The sequence below is a fragment of the Oceanicola sp. 22II-s10i genome (assembly GCF_002210105.1).
In the GTDB taxonomy this organism is placed as follows: Bacteria; Pseudomonadota; Alphaproteobacteria; order Rhodobacterales; family Rhodobacteraceae; genus Pseudooceanicola.
Genome location: NZ_AQQU01000004.1, coordinates 256,577 through 272,558, shown reverse-complemented (window position 1 = coordinate 272,558; position 15,982 = coordinate 256,577). Strand labels below are relative to the sequence as shown.

Sequence of the window (15,982 nt, the reverse complement as noted above, 5' to 3'; positions counted from 1 at the left end):
AACAGCGGAGACCGGATGTCGCGGAGCATCGGGTTCCCGCACACCGACCGCCAAGTTCTCTTTCCGTAACACACGATTTGCACAGACAGCGTTTCGCTCCATCTCTATGGTGGCGATCCGAGGGACGCTTCTGTTCGCGCGGCACGCCTTCAGGGAGCACTACTTGCTAAGACGTCAGTCGCCCAATTTCGACAAGAGCTCGTTCCTGGACGGAACGGGGGAAATGGCCACGCGGATCAGGCAGTTCGACTGGTCGGGCCACCCGTTCGGCCCGCCCAAAGACTGGCCGGTCGCGCTGCGCTCGGCGCTCGGGATCGCGCTGAACTCGGCCTTTCCGGCCTGCATCTACTGGGGCTCGGACCTGCGGCTGCTCTACAACGATGCCTGGTCGCACATTCCCGGCCCGCGCCATCCCGCGTGCCTGGGCCAGCCGGCGGAGGAGGTCTGGGCCGACATCTGGCACATCATCGAGCCGCAGTTCACCCAGGCGATCAGCACAGGCAGCGGGGTGTTCTTTCAAGACCAGATGCTGCCGATGCGCCGCTTCGGGGTCGAGGAAGAAACCTACTGGACCTATAACTTCACCCCGATACGGGGCGATGACGGCTCGATCGGCGGCATCTTCAACACCGGCAGCGAAACAACCCGGCAGGTTCTGCAGCAAAAAAGCACGGGCTTCCTGCTGGAACTCAGCGACATGTTCCGGCACGTGACCGATGCGCCGGCAGGGCGCAGTTCCGCGCTGGAGATGCTGGGCCGTCACCTTTCCGCCGACCGGGTCGGGGTCCGTGAACTGCAGCCCGGCGGCTCCGGCGCTTCGTTGCCGGTGGTCGAGGTCTGGGCGACCCCTGACATGGCCCCGCTCGACGATGCTGTCCGCGACGCGCCGATCGACGGAACCGCATGGACCGATCTGCTGGACGGGCATGTGATCCGGCTGGACGGCACAGATACCAACCGCGCAGATGTCGAAGCGAGTGTTCTCGCCGCGCTCGGCTGCGCCGCCGCGCTGGCGGTGCCATGGGTCGAGGACGGACGCACGCAGGCGATCCTGTTCGTCCATTCGCGCCGCGAACGGCACTGGTCGGACATGGAGGTCGAAACGGTCGAATCCGTGCTCAGCCGGTTGATGCACCTGATCGAACGGGCCCGCGCGGCCGAACGCGAACGGCTGATGTCGAACGAGATCAACCACCGCGCCCGGAACCTTCTCTCCGTGGTGCAGGCCATCGTCCGTCTGGCCCGCGCCGAGGACCCGGACATCATGCGCGCCAAGCTGATCGACCGGTTTTCCGCGCTGGCCAAGTCGCATTTCCTGCTGTCGGACAGGAAGTGGGAGACGGTCACGCTGGAACAGATGCTCAAGCAGGAGCTGGCGCCCTATATCGGCGGCTCGAACAGCGACGTGACGCTGAGCGGTCCCGAGGTCGCCCTGTCGCCGGTCGAATGCACCTCGGTCGGAATGGTCCTGCACGAACTGGCCACCAATGCCGCGAAATACGGTGCGCTGAACGGCGACGGCGGGCGGCTGACGGTGACATGGACGCTATCGGACTACCGGCAAATGCGGCTTGACTGGATCGAGAGCAGCGCGACACCGATCGACGTCGGGGCCGGCTCGGACAAGGGCTTCGGGTCGACGCTGCTGACGCTGATGATCGAACGCCAGCTGGAGGGCACGCTGATCCACGACCTGCGGCCCGAGGGCCTGCACTGCGTCATCGAGGTGCCGCTGAAGGCCCATGACGTGATGGTGGCGGACCGGTTCTAGCCGCCCAGCCGTCCCTTCATCGCGGCTTCGGGAAAACAGGTGGCTGGCAGGCCCTGCGCCTCCTGCCAGCGGCCGATGGAGCGGCGGGTCTTGAACCCGGCCAGACCATCGGCGCCGCCGACGTCGTGCCCCAGCCGTTCCAGCCCCCGCTGCATCACCGCCACGTCCGACCGGTAGAGCCCGCCGACCGCGCCCCACCGGGCGGTGAAGTCGCCGACCCCGTAGCGGATGCGGTCGCCGACATGGCCGACGAACAGCGCGTAGAGATCACTCATGTTGTAGTCCTTGAGCACGTAGAAATTCGGCGTGACGACGAAGGCGGGCCCATGACGCCCTGCGGGCAGCATCAGGAACCCCTGCCCCGCCAGTTCGTGGTCGGGAAAGGGACGGCCCGACACCCGCGTGATCCCCATCCGGGCCCAATCCGCGATGGCCCGCCCCTGGTCCGGTCCCTCCAGCGTGCACGAGACCGAGGCGGGCAGGTTGACTTCGAACCCCCAGTCGCGGCCCGAGACCCAGCCGTGCCTGGCGAGATAGTTGGCGATCGAGGCGATGGTGTCCGCCTCGGACCGCCAGATGTCCGCATGGCCGTCCCCGTCCCCGTCAGCCGCGTATTGCAGGAACGAGCTCGGCATGAACTGCGGCTGGCCGAGCGCTCCGGCCCAGCTCGACTTCATGGCGCTCGACGGCGCGTGCCCGGCCTGCGCGATCCGCAGCGCGGCGACCAGTTCGCCGGTGAAATAGGCGGCGCGGGTGGACATGAAGCCCTTGGTCCCCAGCACCCGGAACACGTCGTGCGGGATCGCGGCGCGGCCATAGCCGCTTTCCCGGCCCCAGATCGCCAGCACGATCCGCCCCGGCACGCCCGTGGCCTTCTCGGCCCGCGCCAGCGCCGCCGCGTGCCGCTGCGCCATCTGTCGCCCGACCGAGGTCGCGCTGTCCACGCCGCCACGGCTGAAATACCTGCCGGGCGAGCCGAACTCGCTCTGCCGCTGCTTGCGCGGCCCTTCCGGCTTGGCTCCCGGCGGCACGAGATCGGGCAAAGACCAGTCCAGCGTCACGCCCGAAAAGGCCCGGTCGAAGGTCGCGCGCGACACGCCTGCGGCCCGCGCCTGCGGCCAGACTGTCTGGTCCAGCCAGCCCCGGAACTGCCGTTCCACGGCCGGTTTGTCGACCGCCCCCGCGATGGCGGGCAGGACGGTCAGGATCAGCGCGGCAAGGATGGCGCGGAACGGCATGGAAGGCTCCCCTCTAGCGTCGGTCCGGTGGTGATACCATGCCCGCCCCGCCGGGTCAGCCACCGGGACCGGCGGAGCGCCGCCATCCGCCTCGGATAGCGCTTTCCCGCCGGCCCGCCCGATGGCACAGTCGCCACATGCAGACCGATACGGATTTCCTGATCATCGGCGGCGGCGTCGCCGGTGTCTCGGCCGCCGCGCGACTGGCCCCGCTCGGCCGCGTCACGCTGCTCGAAGGCGAGGACGCGCTGGCCTATCACGCCTCGGGCCGCTCGGCCGCGATGTTCCTGCGCACCTATGGCGCGGGCGCCGTCCGGGCGCTGAACGAGGCGAGCGAGGATCACCACCTCCATGCCGACGGCGGCGTGCTGACGCCCCGCGCGATGCTGCTGATCGGCAGGCCGGGCGAGGAAGACGCCTTCGAACGCGAACATGCGGATTTCGGCATGGAGCGGATCGGCATGTCCGAGGCGCGCGCGCTGGTGCCGATCCTGAACCCCCAGACGGTCAGCCGCGCGGCGCTGAATACGGGCACCTTCGATCTGGACACCCACCTGCTGATCCAGAACTTCCTGCGCGCCGCCCGCGCGGCGGGGGCCGAGATACTGACCCGGCACAAGGTCCATGCAATCCGCCGCGACGGGTCCGTCTGGGCGGTCGATGCGGGCGGCAAGACGATGACCGCCCGCACGCTGGTCAACGCGGCCGGGGCATGGGCCGATACGGTGGCCGAGATGGCCGGGGTCGCGCCAATCGGCATCGTGCCACACCGGCGGTCGATGGCGGTGATCCCCGCGCCGGGCGGGCACGACCTGAGCGGCTGGCCCTTCATCGACGCGGTCGGCGAGCGCTGGTATGCCAAGCCCGACGTCGGACGGCTGAGCGTATCGCCGTCCGAGGCCGACCCGATGGAGCCGCATGACGCCTTCGCCGACGACACGGTGCTGGCCGAAGGGCTGGCGCGCTACGAGGAGATGGTGACCGAACCGGTGGACCGTGTCCTGCATTCATGGGCCGGGCTGCGGTCCATCGCCCCCGACCACGCGCTGGTGATCGGCCCGGACCCGGCGGTGCCCGATTTCGTATGGTTCGCGGGGCAGTCCGGCTATGGCTTCCAGACCGCGCCCGCCGCCAGCCGCCTGCTGGCCGACTTGATGTCCGGCGCGGCGCCCGAACTGCCGCCCGATGTGGTCGCGGCGCTGCGGCCGGACCGTTTTGAACTAAGGAGGACGGGCACATGATCCGACGCGGGATGATCGCGGCGCTGGCCTCGGCGCTCCTGCTGGCCGGATGCGGCGGCGACAGCGAGATCGGGGGCGGCGAGACGCGCAGCCAGCCGGTGATCCGCCATGCGCCGGGCCTGCCCGCGGCCTTCGGCGACGCGGACCCGCATGGCTGGGAGGGGCGGACACCGGCGAGCTATCCGGTCCACGGGCTGGACACCGCGCGGTTCCAGGGACAGGTCGACTGGGACCGCGCCCGCGCGGCGGGTGTCCGTTTCGCATGGATCAAGGCGACCGAGGGCGGCGACCTGCTGGACCCGGAGTTCCGCGGCAACTGGCGCGGTGCGGGCCGAGCGGGCGTGCCGCGCGGGGCCTACCACTTCTACTACTGGTGCCGCCCGGCGGCAGAACAGGCCGCGTGGTTCATCCGCAACGTGCCGAAGGAGGCGGGCGCCCTGCCCCCGGTTCTGGACATGGAATGGACCCCGTTCTCGCCGACCTGCACCATCCGCCCGCCCGCCGAGACGGTCCGGGCCGAGGCGCTGATCTTCCTGCGGGCGCTGGAACGGCATTACGGCACGAAGCCGGTGATCTACTCGACGCCCGACTTCTTCGAGCGGAACGAGATGTATCGCCTGCGCAGCTACGACTTCTGGCTGCGCTCGACCGCCGGGCATCCGTCGCGGACCTATCCCGGCCATCCCTGGACGTTCTGGCAATACACCGGCACCGGGCTGGTGCCGGGGGTCTACACCAAGGTCGACATCAATATCTTCAACGGCAGCGCCGCCGCCTTCGACAGATGGCTGGCGACCCGGCGGCAGTAGGCGGACGGCGCGGTGATCTGATCAGGATCAAGGCCGGGCACCGCCGGGCATGGTCTGGGTGTTCCGGACATATGCAAGGAGCGGAACATGTCCTGGACCGAGAAACTCGATGCCACAAAGGCGCAGCTACGCGCGCTGAACAAGACCATCCCCGACGCGACCCGCGCCTTCGGCGGTCTGACCAAGGCGGTGAAGGAGAGCGCGGGGCCGCTGGATTTCAAGACGAAGGAATACGTGGCGCTCGGGATCGCGGTGGCGACGGGCTGTGAAAGCTGCATCGCGCTGCATGTGGACACGCTCCTGCGCGCCGGGGCTTCGCGGGCGGAGGTCGGCGACGTGCTGGCGATGAACCTGCAGATGGGGGGCGGGCCGGCGATGATGTACGCCGCCAAGGCGCTGGAGTGCTACGACGAGTTCGCGGCGCGGGGATAGTGTGGGCTCCGCCGGCGGTGCGCTGGCGGAGAGGCCGGGGGCTCTGCCCGTCGCCATCGGACCTGACCGATGGCGCAAACGGAGAGGCCGGGGGCTCTGCCCGTCGCCATCGGACTAGACCGATGGCGCAAACGGAAAGGCCGGGGGCTCTGCCCCCGGACCCCCGGCATATTTCTGGCAAGATGAAGCAGGGAGCCGCGCATTGACGGCGCCCTGTGGCGCGTCAGCCGTCCTTGCGGATGACGGCGTTCTGCGGGTCGTAGGGGCTGTCCTCGGTGACTTCGGCGGGCCAGAGTTCGTTGAACATGCGGACCATCAGCTTCTGGCCGGGCTTCGCGAGGTCGGGGCGGACGTAGCCCATGCCGACGGACTTGCCGAAGGCCACCGAGTGGCCGCCGGAGGTCAGGCGGCCGACCTTTTCGCCGTCGAGATAGAGCGCCTCGCGGCCCCAGGGATCGGCATCGGCGGGACCGTCGATCAGCAGCGTGACGCACATCGAGCGGATGCCGGTGGCCTCCATCGCGGCCTTGCCGTGGAACTCCTTGGAGAGGTCCACGAAGCGGTCCAGACCGGCCTCGAGCGGGGTGGCGTCGCGGCCGAGCTCGGTACCGAAGGCGCGGTAGCTCTTTTCCTGACGCAGCCAGTTCTGTGCCCGCGCGCCGACCAGCTTAAGGCCATGCGGTTCGCCCGCCTCCATGAGCCGGTCCCAGAGGTGGCGCTGCATCTCGATCGGGTGGTGCAGTTCCCAGCCAAGTTCGCCCGTATAGGCCACGCGGATCGCCATGACCGGGACCATGCCCAGTTCGATCCGGCGCATCGACAGCCAGGGGAAGCGCTTGTTCGACAGCACCGTCGCAGGGTCGGCGTCGCGGACCAGCGTGTTCAGCACGTCGCGCGATTTCGGGCCGGCGATGGCGAAGACGCCCCACTGGGTGGTCACGTCCTGCAGCTCGATCCGGCCGAACTCGGCCTCCTTGTCCTCGATCGCCTTCTTCAGGAAATCGGCGTCATAGGCCGTCCATGCGCCTGCCGAGACGAGGTAGTATTCATCCTCGGCCAGACGGACGATGGTGTATTCGGTGCGCGTCGTGCCCGCCGTGGTCAGGGCGTAGGTCAGGTTGATCCGGCCGACCTTGGGCAGCTTGTTGCAGGTGAACCAGTCGAGGAAGGCCGTCGCGCCCGGCCCCTTCACGATGTGCTTGGTGAAGGCGGTGGCGTCGACCAGCCCGACGCCCTCGCGGATCGCCTTGGCCTCGTCCACCGCGTATTGCCACCAGCCGCCGCGGCGGAAGCTGCGGGCGTCGTGGTCGAACCCCTCGGGCGCGTCCAGCGGGCCGTAGTAGTTCGGCCGTTCCCAGCCGTTCACCTGGCCGAACTGCGCGCCGAGCGCCTTCTGCCGGTCGTAGACCGGGGTGGTGCGCAGCGGGCGGGCGGCCTCACGCTCCTCGTCGGGGTGGTGAAGGATGAAGACGTGCTCGTAGCATTCCTCGTTCTTGGTGATCGCGAACTGCGTCGTCATCCAGTCGCCGTAGCGCTTGGGGTCGAGCGAGGCCATGTCGATTTCGGCCTCGCCCGCCGTCATCATCTGGGCGAGGTAATGGCCAGTGCCGCCCGCGGCGGTGATCCCGAAGGAAAAGCCCTCGGCCAGCCACATGTTGCGCAGGCCCGGCGCGGGACCGATCAACGGGTTGCCGTCCGGCGTATAGCAGATCGGGCCGTTGAAATCGTCCTTGAGGCCGACCGTCTCGGAGGACGGGAGGCGGTGGATCATGGACATGTATTCCTCCTCGATCCGCTCCAGATCGAGCGGGAAGAGGTCGGCGCGGAAGCTGTCGGGCACGCCGTAGGCGAAGCGCGCGGGCGCGTTGCGCTCGTAGGGGCCGAGGATCCAGCCGCCGCGTTCCTCGCGGACGTACCACTTGGCGTCGGCGTCGCGCAGGACGGGGTGCTGCGGGTTGGTCTTGCGCCATTCGACCAGCGCCGGGTCCGGCTCGGTCACGATATACTGGTGTTCGACCGGAATCGCGGGGATCTTCAGCCCCAGCAGCTTGGCGGTGCGCTGCGCGTGGTTGCCGGTCGCGGTGACGACATGCTCGGCGGTGATGACGACGGTTTCCTCGGACGGCACGAGGTTCCCGCCCCGCTCGACCATCTTGGAACAGGTGACCTGCCATTCGGAGCCGGTCCAGTTGTAGCTGTCCACCTGCCAGCGGCGTTCGATGCTGACCCCGAACTGACGCGCGCCCTTGGCCATCGCCTGCGTCACGTCGGCCGGATTGATGTAGCCGTCGGTCGGATGATAGATCGCGCCCTTCAGGTCCTCGGTGCGCAGCAGCGGCCAGCGCTCCTTCATCTGCGCGGGGGTCATCCATTCATAGGGCACGCCCGCCGTCTCGGCCGTCGAGGCGTAGAGCCTGTATTCGTCCATCCGCGCATCGGTCTGTGCCATCCGCAGGTTGCCGACGACGTAGAAACCGGGGTTCAGCCCCGTCTCGGCCTCGAGCCCCTTGTAGAAGTCGACCGAGTACTTGTGGATGTGGGTCGTCGCATAGCTCATGTTGAAGAGCGGCAGCAGCCCCGCGGCGTGCCAGGTCGAGCCGGAGGTCAGCTCGTCCCGCTCCAGCAGCATGGTGTCCCAGCCCGCCTTGCCGAGGTGATAGGCGATCGAGGTCCCGACGGCACCGCCGCCGACGACTAGGGCTTTGACATGGGTTTTCATGGCGCAGGGCTCCGCTGGATTGCGGGTCCACATATGGCCGAGAATCCGGTGGCGGCGCACCTGTCATCCGACGCCTGAACGCACAAAACCGACGCGGGCGCGCGGCGGTGGTTCAGGCGACACGGGACAGACCCTTGGATGCATCGGCCCGCCGCCGCACCGCCTGACGCCCCACCATCATTGCCGTCAGGCGGAACAGTGTCAGAATACACCAAAATGCGGACGGGATTATGGTGGAGCCGGGGAATTATCAGACAACCCTGACGTGCATCTGCCGCAATGGTTGCGGGCGGGTCAACGACCACCGGGGATGAAAAAGGCCCCGCCGGTGACGGAGCCTTGTCGGATTGCGTGGTGTCCGGCGGGTGATACCGGGATCAATCCTCGGCGATGCGGCAGCGTTTCGATGCACCGACGATTTGGCAGGACCCCAGCCCGCCTGCAATGCCGCTGCGCGATACCTGGACCTCGGGCTTGCGGTCCTCTGACCCTCCGCCGAACAGACCGCCGATCTGGCTGATCAGTCCGTCGGATTTTGCCTTGGCAGGCAGCGCGCTGGCGCTGGCCGCCGTTGCCGCTTGCTCTGCCGGTTCCGGCGCGACCTCTGCCACGACGGACGTCCCGGTGGCTTCGGGCTCCGGCGCCACATCGATGCCGCGTCCAACCGTCATACGCTGGCTCAGCGCAGCGACATGCTGGCCGAGGCCATAGGCTTGGCCCTGCTCCTTGGCTGCGTTCATCTGGACGGCGTAGTCGGCGGCGAAGAAGGCGCCCCCGCCCGCGACGGCCAGCCCGAACACCAGCGCGATTTTGTATCCCCCGGACATGATCCCGATCTCCCGATTGTGGTCGGGTCCTGCATCACGCGCGAAAGTGCCGAGAATGTGGAAACGGTCGGGCATGTGTGGACAGGACCGCCCGTGTGGTGCGAACAGCACGGAAACCTGACGGTCAGAAATATTCCGCATAGCAGAACATGAAACCGCAGGTCGGACGAAACGTCGCGGCGGATGGGATTTTCTTGGGCATTTTGCTCTGTCCCGCCGCCAGACGAAGCTATATCAACACGCGAGAGCGCGGTCCGAGAGGCCGCGAATCCGCGTTTGGGAAACTGAAGGAGACCGCGTGCAATGAAGGTGCTTGTGCCTGTCAAACGCGTGATCGACTACAACGTGAAGGTCCGTGTCAAATCGGACGGTTCCGGTGTCGATCTCGCCAACGTCAAGATGTCGATGAACCCGTTCGACGAGATCGCCGTCGAAGAGGCTATCCGCCTCAAGGAGGCCGGAAAGGCCGAAGAGATCGTCGTCGTCTCGATCGGTGTGAAACAGGCCCAGGAAACGCTGCGCACCGCGCTGGCCATGGGCGCCGACCGCGCCATCCTGATCGTCGCCGCCGATGACGTCCACAACGACATCGAGCCGCTGGCCGTCGCCAAGCTGCTGAAAGCCGTGATCGACGAGGAGCAGCCGGGTCTGGTCATCGCCGGCAAACAGGCGATCGACAACGACATGAACGCCACCGGCCAGATGCTGGCCGCGCTGACCGGCTGGTCGCAGGCGACCTTCGCCAACGATCTGTCGATCGACGGCGACAGCGCCACCGTCACCCGTGAAGTCGACGGCGGCCTGCAGACGATCAAGGTCAAGCTGCCCGCGATCGTCACCGCCGACCTGCGCCTGAACGAGCCGCGCTATGCCTCGCTGCCGAACATCATGAAGGCGAAGAAGAAGCCGCTCGACGAGAAGACCGCGTCGGATTACGGCGTCGACGTCACGCCACGCCTCGAAGTCGTCAAGACCTCGGAGCCGGAAGCGCGCAAGGCGGGTGAGATGGTGCCGGATGTCGACACCCTCGTCGCGAAACTCAAAGAGAAGGGGATCGTGTAATGGCCGTTCTTCTGCTTGCCGAAGTGAACGACGGCGCGCTGGCGATGGACGCCACCGCGAAGGCCGTTTCCGCCGCGAAGAAGCTGGGCGACGTCACCGTGCTCTGTGCCGGTGCGACCTGCTCGGACGCCGCGAAAGAAGCCGCGACCATCGACGGCGTGGCCAAGGTGCTCTGCGCCGAGAACGCGCTCTACGGTCACCGTCTGGCGGAACCGACCGCCGCGCTGATCGTGTCGCTGGCCGGTGACTACAGCCACATCGTCGCCCCGGCGACGACCGACGCCAAGAACATCCTGCCGCGCGTCGCCGCTCTGCTGGACGTCATGATCCTGACCGACGTGACCGGCGTCGTGGACGCCGACACGTTCGAGCGTCCGATCTACGCGGGCAACGCGATCCAGACCGTCAAGTCCAAGGACGAGAAGAAGGTCATCACCTTCCGCACCTCGACCTTCGACGCGGCCGGCACCGGTGGCTCCGCCTCCGTCGCCGATCAGGGCGCGGCCGAGGATCCGGGCCTGTCCGAGTGGGTCGAGGACAAGGTCGCCGAAAGCGACCGTCCGGAACTGACCTCGGCCGGCATCGTCGTCTCGGGCGGCCGTGGCGTGGGCTCGCAGGAAAACTTCTCGCTGATCGAAGGCCTCGCCGACAAGCTGGGCGCCGCCGTCGGCGCGTCCCGCGCGGCGGTCGATTCGGGCTATGCGCCGAACGACTGGCAGGTCGGCCAGACCGGCAAGGTCGTGGCACCGGGTCTCTACATCGCCGTCGGCATCTCGGGTGCGATCCAGCACCTTGCCGGGATGAAGGACTCCAAGGTCATCGTCGCGATCAACAAGGACGAAGAAGCCCCGATCTTCCAGGTCGCGGATTACGGCCTTGTGGCGGACCTGTTCGAAGCCGTTCCGGCGCTGACCGAAAAGCTGTAATCTGGGCGGTGCGTGGCAAGCACGCACCCTACGGATGAACACGAACGGGCCCGCATCGCGGGCCCGTTTCGCTTCTTATCGGTGCGCGCCGATCAGCGCCTCAATGGCGGGGGCCAGTGCCGCGGCGGCCTCCTGGTGCGCGGCGGGGCCCATGACTTCGGCCGCGATCGCGGCCTCTTCGGCGGCAAAGACCATTCCGTCCGTCCGCCGCGCCATCGCCGCGCCGCTGGCCCTTACGAGCACCTGCGCGGCAGGCTGCGGCGTCAGGGCCGCCATCATCTCGTCCGACACGAACAGCGGCTCACCGGATGCGGGCATTCCCTGCGGCACCGGGCCCGGCGCGTGATCGGCGAACCACAGCAGCACCACGGGCCGTCCGATCTGGCGGATCAGGTCCCCGACGCGCGCGATCCAAGCGAACTGCATCTCGGCCACGAGGATCGCGAACCGGTCCGGCGCGTCCGACGCCAGCGTGGTCAGCATATGGCGGGTGAAGTTGAACTCGGTGAAATCGGCATCCGGGAACACCCTGCGCATCAGGACCGAGGCCTTGAGGAACCTGTCGTTCCGGCGCGGATGCACCGCGTAATAGCGGTTCGACATGTTCTGCGCGCCCGGCACCTGCAGCACGACCGCCCGCGCCCCGCGCGCCGCGTCCATCACAGCGTCGTCCCGCAGAAAGGCGTCCACGCCAGCATTCAGCCAGCCGAAGTTCACGCAGGCCATGCCGATCCGGTCCTCGACCAGCGCCGGAAAGGGCCGCGGTATGAACCGTCCGTAGGTATCTGTGCCGCCCAGAAAGGCGATGTAATCGCCCTCCATCGACCGCTTCGGTCCCCGGAACCCGTTGCGCGATGTGCCGTACCGGCACGGAAAATAATCCAGCGCCTCAACGCGCCGCGTTTCGTAGGTCATGCTACCCACCACCATTTCGTCTCACCCGCGCCCCTTGTCGCGCAAATTCCTTACCGCCGGCCTAATCGCGGCGCGTCAGGTCCGCTTGCAGAGCCCCCCCGCCCCCGCCTATTGTCCGTCGGACATATTTAGGAAGGGGCAGGCGATGGACGTGAACAGGATCGGGGTCATCGGCGCGGGTCAGATGGGCAACGGCATCGCGCATGTGATGGCGCTGGCGGGATATGACGTCCTGCTGACCGACATCAGCCAAGACGCCATCGACAAGGCGATGGCGCTGATCGACAAGAACCTCGACCGTCAGGTCACGCGCAACCTGATCGCCGAGGACGCCAAGTTCGAGGCCATGTCGCGGATCAGCACGACCCTGACGCTGGCCGACCTTGGCCAGACCGATCTGGTGATCGAGGCCGCGACCGAGCGCGAGGCGCTGAAGGACAAGATCTTCGCCGACCTGCTGCCGCATCTGCAGGATCACACGATCCTGACCTCGAACACCTCTTCGATCTCGATCACCCGTCTGGCCAGCCGGACAGACCGTCCCGAACGCTTCATGGGCTTCCACTTCATGAACCCGGTGCCGGTGATGCAGCTGGTCGAGCTGATCCGCGGCATCGCCACCGATGCGGAGACCTACGACACCTGTCTCGGCATCGTCGAACGCATCGGCAAGACCGCCGCCAGCGCCGAGGATTTCCCGGCCTTCATCGTGAACCGCATCCTCGTCCCGATGATCAACGAGGCTGTCTATACGCTCTACGAAGGCGTCGGAAACGTCCGCTCGATCGACCAGGCGATGAAGCTGGGGGCCAACCATCCGATGGGGCCGCTGGAACTGGCGGATTTCATCGGGCTCGACACCTGCCTCGCCATCATGAACGTCCTGCACGACGGGCTGGCGGACACCAAGTACCGCCCCTGCCCCCTGCTGACGAAATACGTCGAGGCCGGGTGGCTGGGCCGCAAGACCGGGCGCGGGTTCTACGACTATCGCAGCGGCACGCCGGTCCCGACGCGCTGATGCTCAGAGCGACGGGTCGGAGGAGACGCGGACAAGGCGGGTGAGGTCCGACAGGCTTTCCACCTGCCGCCCGTGGGCGTCGAAGTTCTTGGGCGACAGCCAGACTTCGAACGCCTCCTTCAGCGCGGGCCACTGGTCGTCGGTCACCGCGAACCACGCGGTGTCGCGGCTGCGGCCCTTGACCACCATGTGCTTGCGGAACACGCCTTCATAGCTGAACCCCAGCCGCTGCGCCGCGCGGCGCGACGGGCGGTTCAGGCTGTCGCATTTCCATTCGTAGCGGCGATACCCGGCGTCGAAGGCCCAGCCCATCATCAGCGCCATGGCCTCGGTCGCGGCGCGGGTCTGCTGCAGGCAGGGGGCGAAGTTGATGTTGCCGACCTCGATCACGCCCATCTCGGGAACGATCCGCATGAAGGCGGCGACCCCGCCCCATTTCTCGGTCTGCTTGTCGCGAATGGCGAGGAACAGAGGATCGGTGCCGCTCTCCACCCCGTGCATCCAACGGTGATACTGCGCGGTCCCGCCGAAGGGCCCGACGGCAAGGTAGTCCCAAAGCCAGTCGTGGCCCTGCATCTCTCGGAACAGCATGGCCGCATGGCGCTCGGCGCTCAGCCGCTCCAGCTGGGCATAGCGCCCTTCCAGCCGGACATCGTCGGGTGCGGCAGGTGCGGTCCACCCGTCCAGACGCGGCCCGACCGGCCGTTCGTGTTGCGTCATCTCGCGTCCTCCGAAGCTCCCCGTGCCGAGCGTAGCCCGACTGGGCGGCGGCGGAAAGCGCCTCTTTCCGGACGGTTGCCGCGCATGGGCCGACGGGGAACCGTTCAAACCACATAGGGGTTGTTCCGGCAGCTTTCATGAAAGGGGCCAGCCATGACGTCGATCTACGATGCAATCAAGAAAGACCACGACCGCCACCGCGAGCTGCTGAACCGGATCGCCGAGACCGAGGGCGCCAGCGAGGAGCGCAAGCAGGCGTGGACCGAGTTCTATCGCGACGTGAAGAGCCATTCCGCCGCCGAAGAAGAAACCTTCTATTCCAAGCTGATGGAACAGACCTGGGGCCAGGATGCCGCCCGCCACTCGGTGCATGAGCACGCCGAGATGGACGAGATCCTCGAGGAACTGCGCGAGATGGATATGTCCTCCTCGGGCTGGCTCACCCGGTTCAAGACGCTCAAGCACGATTACGAGCATCACATGGAAGAAGAAGAGAACGAGGTCTTCGGCCGCGCCAAGGAAGTCATCGGCCAGGAAGAGAACGACGCTTACGGCAAGCGTTTCCATGACCGCAAGCAGAAGGAACTCGGCCTGATCGAGGAAAAGCGCGAGGACGCGCTGGAGGACTGACCCGTTCCGCGGCCCGGGCTACGGCCCGAGGCTGGAAAATCCCGCCCGCACCCCCGAAAAGGCGGTGCGGGCTTTGCCATCCGGCGCCGGTGCCACTATTGAGGCGGCACGCTCAACCTTCCCGGACCCGGACCCCATGACCGCCAGCAAACGCATCGTCCTTTCCAGCGATCACGCCGCCATCGCCATGCGCCAGACCATCGCCCGCCATATCGAGGCGCAGGGATGGGAGGCCGTGGACATCGGCCCCGTCACCCCGGAAAGCACCCACTATCCCCTGCACGGCAAGGCTGCGGCTGAGAAGGTCGCGTCCGGCGACTGCGCGCTCGGCATCGTGCTCTGCGGCACGGGACAGGGCATCATGATGGCCGCCAACAAGGTGTCCGGCATCCGCTGCGGCGTCTGCTTCGACACCTTCTCGGCCCGGATGATCCGCCAGCACAACGACGCCAACATGCTGTCGCTCGGCGCGCGGGTGATCGGCGAGGAACTGGCGCTGTCCATCGTCGACGCCTTCCTCGGCGCGGAATTCGAGGGCGGCCGCCACGCCACCCGCGTCGCGATGATCGAAGGCCCTGCGGCCTGATACCCTGCCTCGGGCGGGCTCAGCCGTCCGACACCCCCGCCTCCGCAAAGGTCGCCATGCCGGAATGACAGGCGACCGCCGCCCGGAGGATCTGGATCGCCACAGCGGCGCCAGAGCCCTCGCCAAGTCGCATCCCCAGCGACAGCAGCGGCGCCTTGCCGAGTCGCGCCAGCAGCGCCGGATGCGCGGCCTCAGCGCTGACATGCCCGGCCACGGCGTGATCGAGCGCCCCGCCGTCCGTTTCCAGCAGGCAGGCCGCCGCCGCGCAGCAGATGAAGCCGTCGAGGATCACCGGTATCCGCGCCACCCGCGCCCGCGCCATGGCGCCCGCCATCGCTGCGATCTCGCGCCCGCCGAGGCGGCGGAGCGTCTCCAGCCCGTCGCCGTGCCCGGCATGCAGCGCCGCCCCCTCCCGCGCCACCTGCGCCTTGAGCGCGAGCCCCGCGTCATCCACCCCGGTGCCGCGCCCGACCCAGTCCTCCGGTGCACCGCCATAGAGCGCCAGTGCCAGCGCCGCGGCCGAGGTCGTGTTGCCGATCCCCATCTCCCCGGTCACCAGCAGGTCGGCCTCGGGATCGACCGCCTCCCACCCTGTGCGCAGCGCCGCGTCGAACTCGGCTTCCGTCATCGCGGGGGCGCGTGTGAAATCCGCGGTCGGCCGGTCCAGCGAGAGGGCGTGAACGGACATCTTCGCCCCGGCCAACTCGGAAAGCTGGTTGATCGCGGCACCACTGGCGCGAAAGTTCTCCACCATCTGCGCGGTCACCGCCGCGGGAAAGGCCGAAACGCCGCGCGCTGCAATGCCGTGATTTCCCGCAAATACAATCACCTGCGGCGCCGCGATCCGGGGCCGTGGATCGCCCCGCCATCCGGCATACCACAGCGCCAGGTCCTCCAGCCGTCCGAGCGCCCCCGGCGGCTTGGTCAGCTGCCCGTTGCGGACCCCGGCCGCGCTGCGGGCACCGGTGTCCGGCCCCGGCACCCCGGCAAGGGCGGCGCGCAGATCGTCGGCTGTGCGGATGTCGGTCATGGGAACTCCGTTGCTCTTGGGGCCGCAGCCGTGTCTAACCGACGGACCTGCCGGA

Annotated in this window: 15 protein-coding genes; 9 read left to right on the top strand and 6 right to left on the bottom strand. The window is 67.8% G+C overall.

Going from position 1 to position 15,982, the window contains the following annotated elements:
* The first annotated feature begins 163 nt into the window (after positions 1 to 163).
* Positions 164 to 1,771, top strand: coding sequence for an HWE histidine kinase domain-containing protein (locus tag ATO6_RS13095; RefSeq protein ID WP_254919147.1), 1,608 nt, complete (start codon positions 164 to 166; stop codon positions 1,769 to 1,771).
* On the opposite strand, the gene ATO6_RS13090 is transcribed toward ATO6_RS13095, so the two are convergent.
* Entirely contained in the window at positions 1,768 to 3,009 is a 1,242-nt protein-coding gene (locus ATO6_RS13090) for a lytic murein transglycosylase (protein WP_088624453.1), read from the bottom strand. The genes ATO6_RS13095 and ATO6_RS13090 overlap by 4 nt on opposite strands.
* A 137-nt stretch (positions 3,010 to 3,146) precedes the next feature.
* On the opposite strand from ATO6_RS13090, the gene ATO6_RS13085 reads away from it, so the two are divergent.
* The 3 genes from ATO6_RS13085 to ATO6_RS13075 all read left to right on the top strand — a co-directional run bounded on the left by ATO6_RS13085 (position 3,147) and on the right by ATO6_RS13075 (position 5,491).
* Entirely contained in the window at positions 3,147 to 4,250 is a 1,104-nt protein-coding gene (locus tag ATO6_RS13085) for an FAD-binding oxidoreductase (protein ID WP_088624452.1), read from the top strand.
* The gene (locus ATO6_RS13080) at positions 4,247 to 5,059 is read left to right on the top strand and encodes a GH25 family lysozyme (RefSeq protein WP_088624451.1); all 813 of its coding nucleotides are present in this window, start codon (positions 4,247 to 4,249) and stop codon (positions 5,057 to 5,059) included. Before ATO6_RS13085 ends, ATO6_RS13080 begins: the two co-directional genes overlap by 4 nt.
* Before the next feature lie 87 nt (positions 5,060 to 5,146).
* Entirely contained in the window at positions 5,147 to 5,491 is a 345-nt protein-coding gene (locus ATO6_RS13075; protein WP_088624450.1) for a carboxymuconolactone decarboxylase family protein, read from the top strand.
* Between the two features lie 223 nt (positions 5,492 to 5,714).
* On the opposite strand, the gene ATO6_RS13070 is transcribed toward ATO6_RS13075, so the two are convergent.
* Positions 5,715 to 8,210, bottom strand: coding sequence for an FAD-dependent oxidoreductase (locus ATO6_RS13070; protein WP_088624449.1), 2,496 nt, complete (start codon positions 8,208 to 8,210; stop codon positions 5,715 to 5,717).
* A 377-nt stretch (positions 8,211 to 8,587) separates the two neighbouring features.
* Positions 8,588 to 9,112, bottom strand: coding sequence for a hypothetical protein (locus tag ATO6_RS13065; protein WP_088624448.1), 525 nt, complete (start codon positions 9,110 to 9,112; stop codon positions 8,588 to 8,590).
* A gap of 228 nt (positions 9,113 to 9,340) precedes the next feature.
* Between ATO6_RS13065 and ATO6_RS13060 the strand changes: the two genes are divergently transcribed.
* The gene (locus ATO6_RS13060; RefSeq protein WP_088624447.1) at positions 9,341 to 10,099 is read left to right on the top strand and encodes an electron transfer flavoprotein subunit beta/FixA family protein; all 759 of its coding nucleotides are present in this window, start codon (positions 9,341 to 9,343) and stop codon (positions 10,097 to 10,099) included.
* On the top strand, positions 10,099 to 11,025 hold the full coding sequence (locus ATO6_RS13055) for an electron transfer flavoprotein subunit alpha/FixB family protein (RefSeq protein WP_088624446.1): 927 nt from the start codon (positions 10,099 to 10,101) through the stop codon (positions 11,023 to 11,025). The genes ATO6_RS13060 and ATO6_RS13055 overlap by 1 nt, the downstream gene beginning before the upstream one ends.
* 75 nt (positions 11,026 to 11,100) lie before the next feature.
* Here the strand turns inward: ATO6_RS13055 and ATO6_RS13050 are convergent, their stop codons facing one another.
* Entirely contained in the window at positions 11,101 to 11,940 is an 840-nt protein-coding gene (locus ATO6_RS13050) for a DUF6473 family protein (RefSeq protein WP_088624546.1), read from the bottom strand.
* Between the two features lie 145 nt (positions 11,941 to 12,085).
* Between ATO6_RS13050 and ATO6_RS13045 the strand changes: the two genes are divergently transcribed.
* Positions 12,086 to 12,961 carry a 3-hydroxybutyryl-CoA dehydrogenase gene (locus ATO6_RS13045; protein WP_088624445.1) on the top strand — a complete coding sequence of 292 codons (876 nt, stop codon included), beginning with the start codon at positions 12,086 to 12,088 and terminating at the stop codon, positions 12,959 to 12,961.
* A 3-nt stretch (positions 12,962 to 12,964) separates the two neighbouring features.
* Here the strand turns inward: ATO6_RS13045 and ATO6_RS13040 are convergent, their stop codons facing one another.
* Positions 12,965 to 13,681: a GNAT family N-acetyltransferase gene (locus ATO6_RS13040; protein WP_088624444.1), complete on the bottom strand. Its 717-nt coding sequence runs from the start codon at positions 13,679 to 13,681 to the stop codon at positions 12,965 to 12,967.
* 153 nt (positions 13,682 to 13,834) lie between these two features.
* On the opposite strand from ATO6_RS13040, the gene ATO6_RS13035 reads away from it, so the two are divergent.
* A complete protein-coding gene (locus tag ATO6_RS13035) occupies positions 13,835 to 14,311 on the top strand; it encodes a hemerythrin domain-containing protein (RefSeq protein ID WP_088624443.1) in 477 nt (158 codons plus the stop codon).
* 136 nt (positions 14,312 to 14,447) lie between these two features.
* Positions 14,448 to 14,897 carry a ribose 5-phosphate isomerase B gene (rpiB, locus tag ATO6_RS13030; protein WP_088624442.1) on the top strand — a complete coding sequence of 150 codons (450 nt, stop codon included), beginning with the start codon at positions 14,448 to 14,450 and terminating at the stop codon, positions 14,895 to 14,897.
* 19 nt (positions 14,898 to 14,916) lie between these two features.
* Here rpiB and cobT read toward each other — a convergent pair whose 3' ends face one another.
* A complete protein-coding gene (gene cobT / locus ATO6_RS13025) occupies positions 14,917 to 15,927 on the bottom strand; it encodes a nicotinate-nucleotide--dimethylbenzimidazole phosphoribosyltransferase (RefSeq protein WP_088624441.1) in 1,011 nt (336 codons plus the stop codon).
* Positions 15,928 to 15,982: the final 55 nt, after the last annotated feature.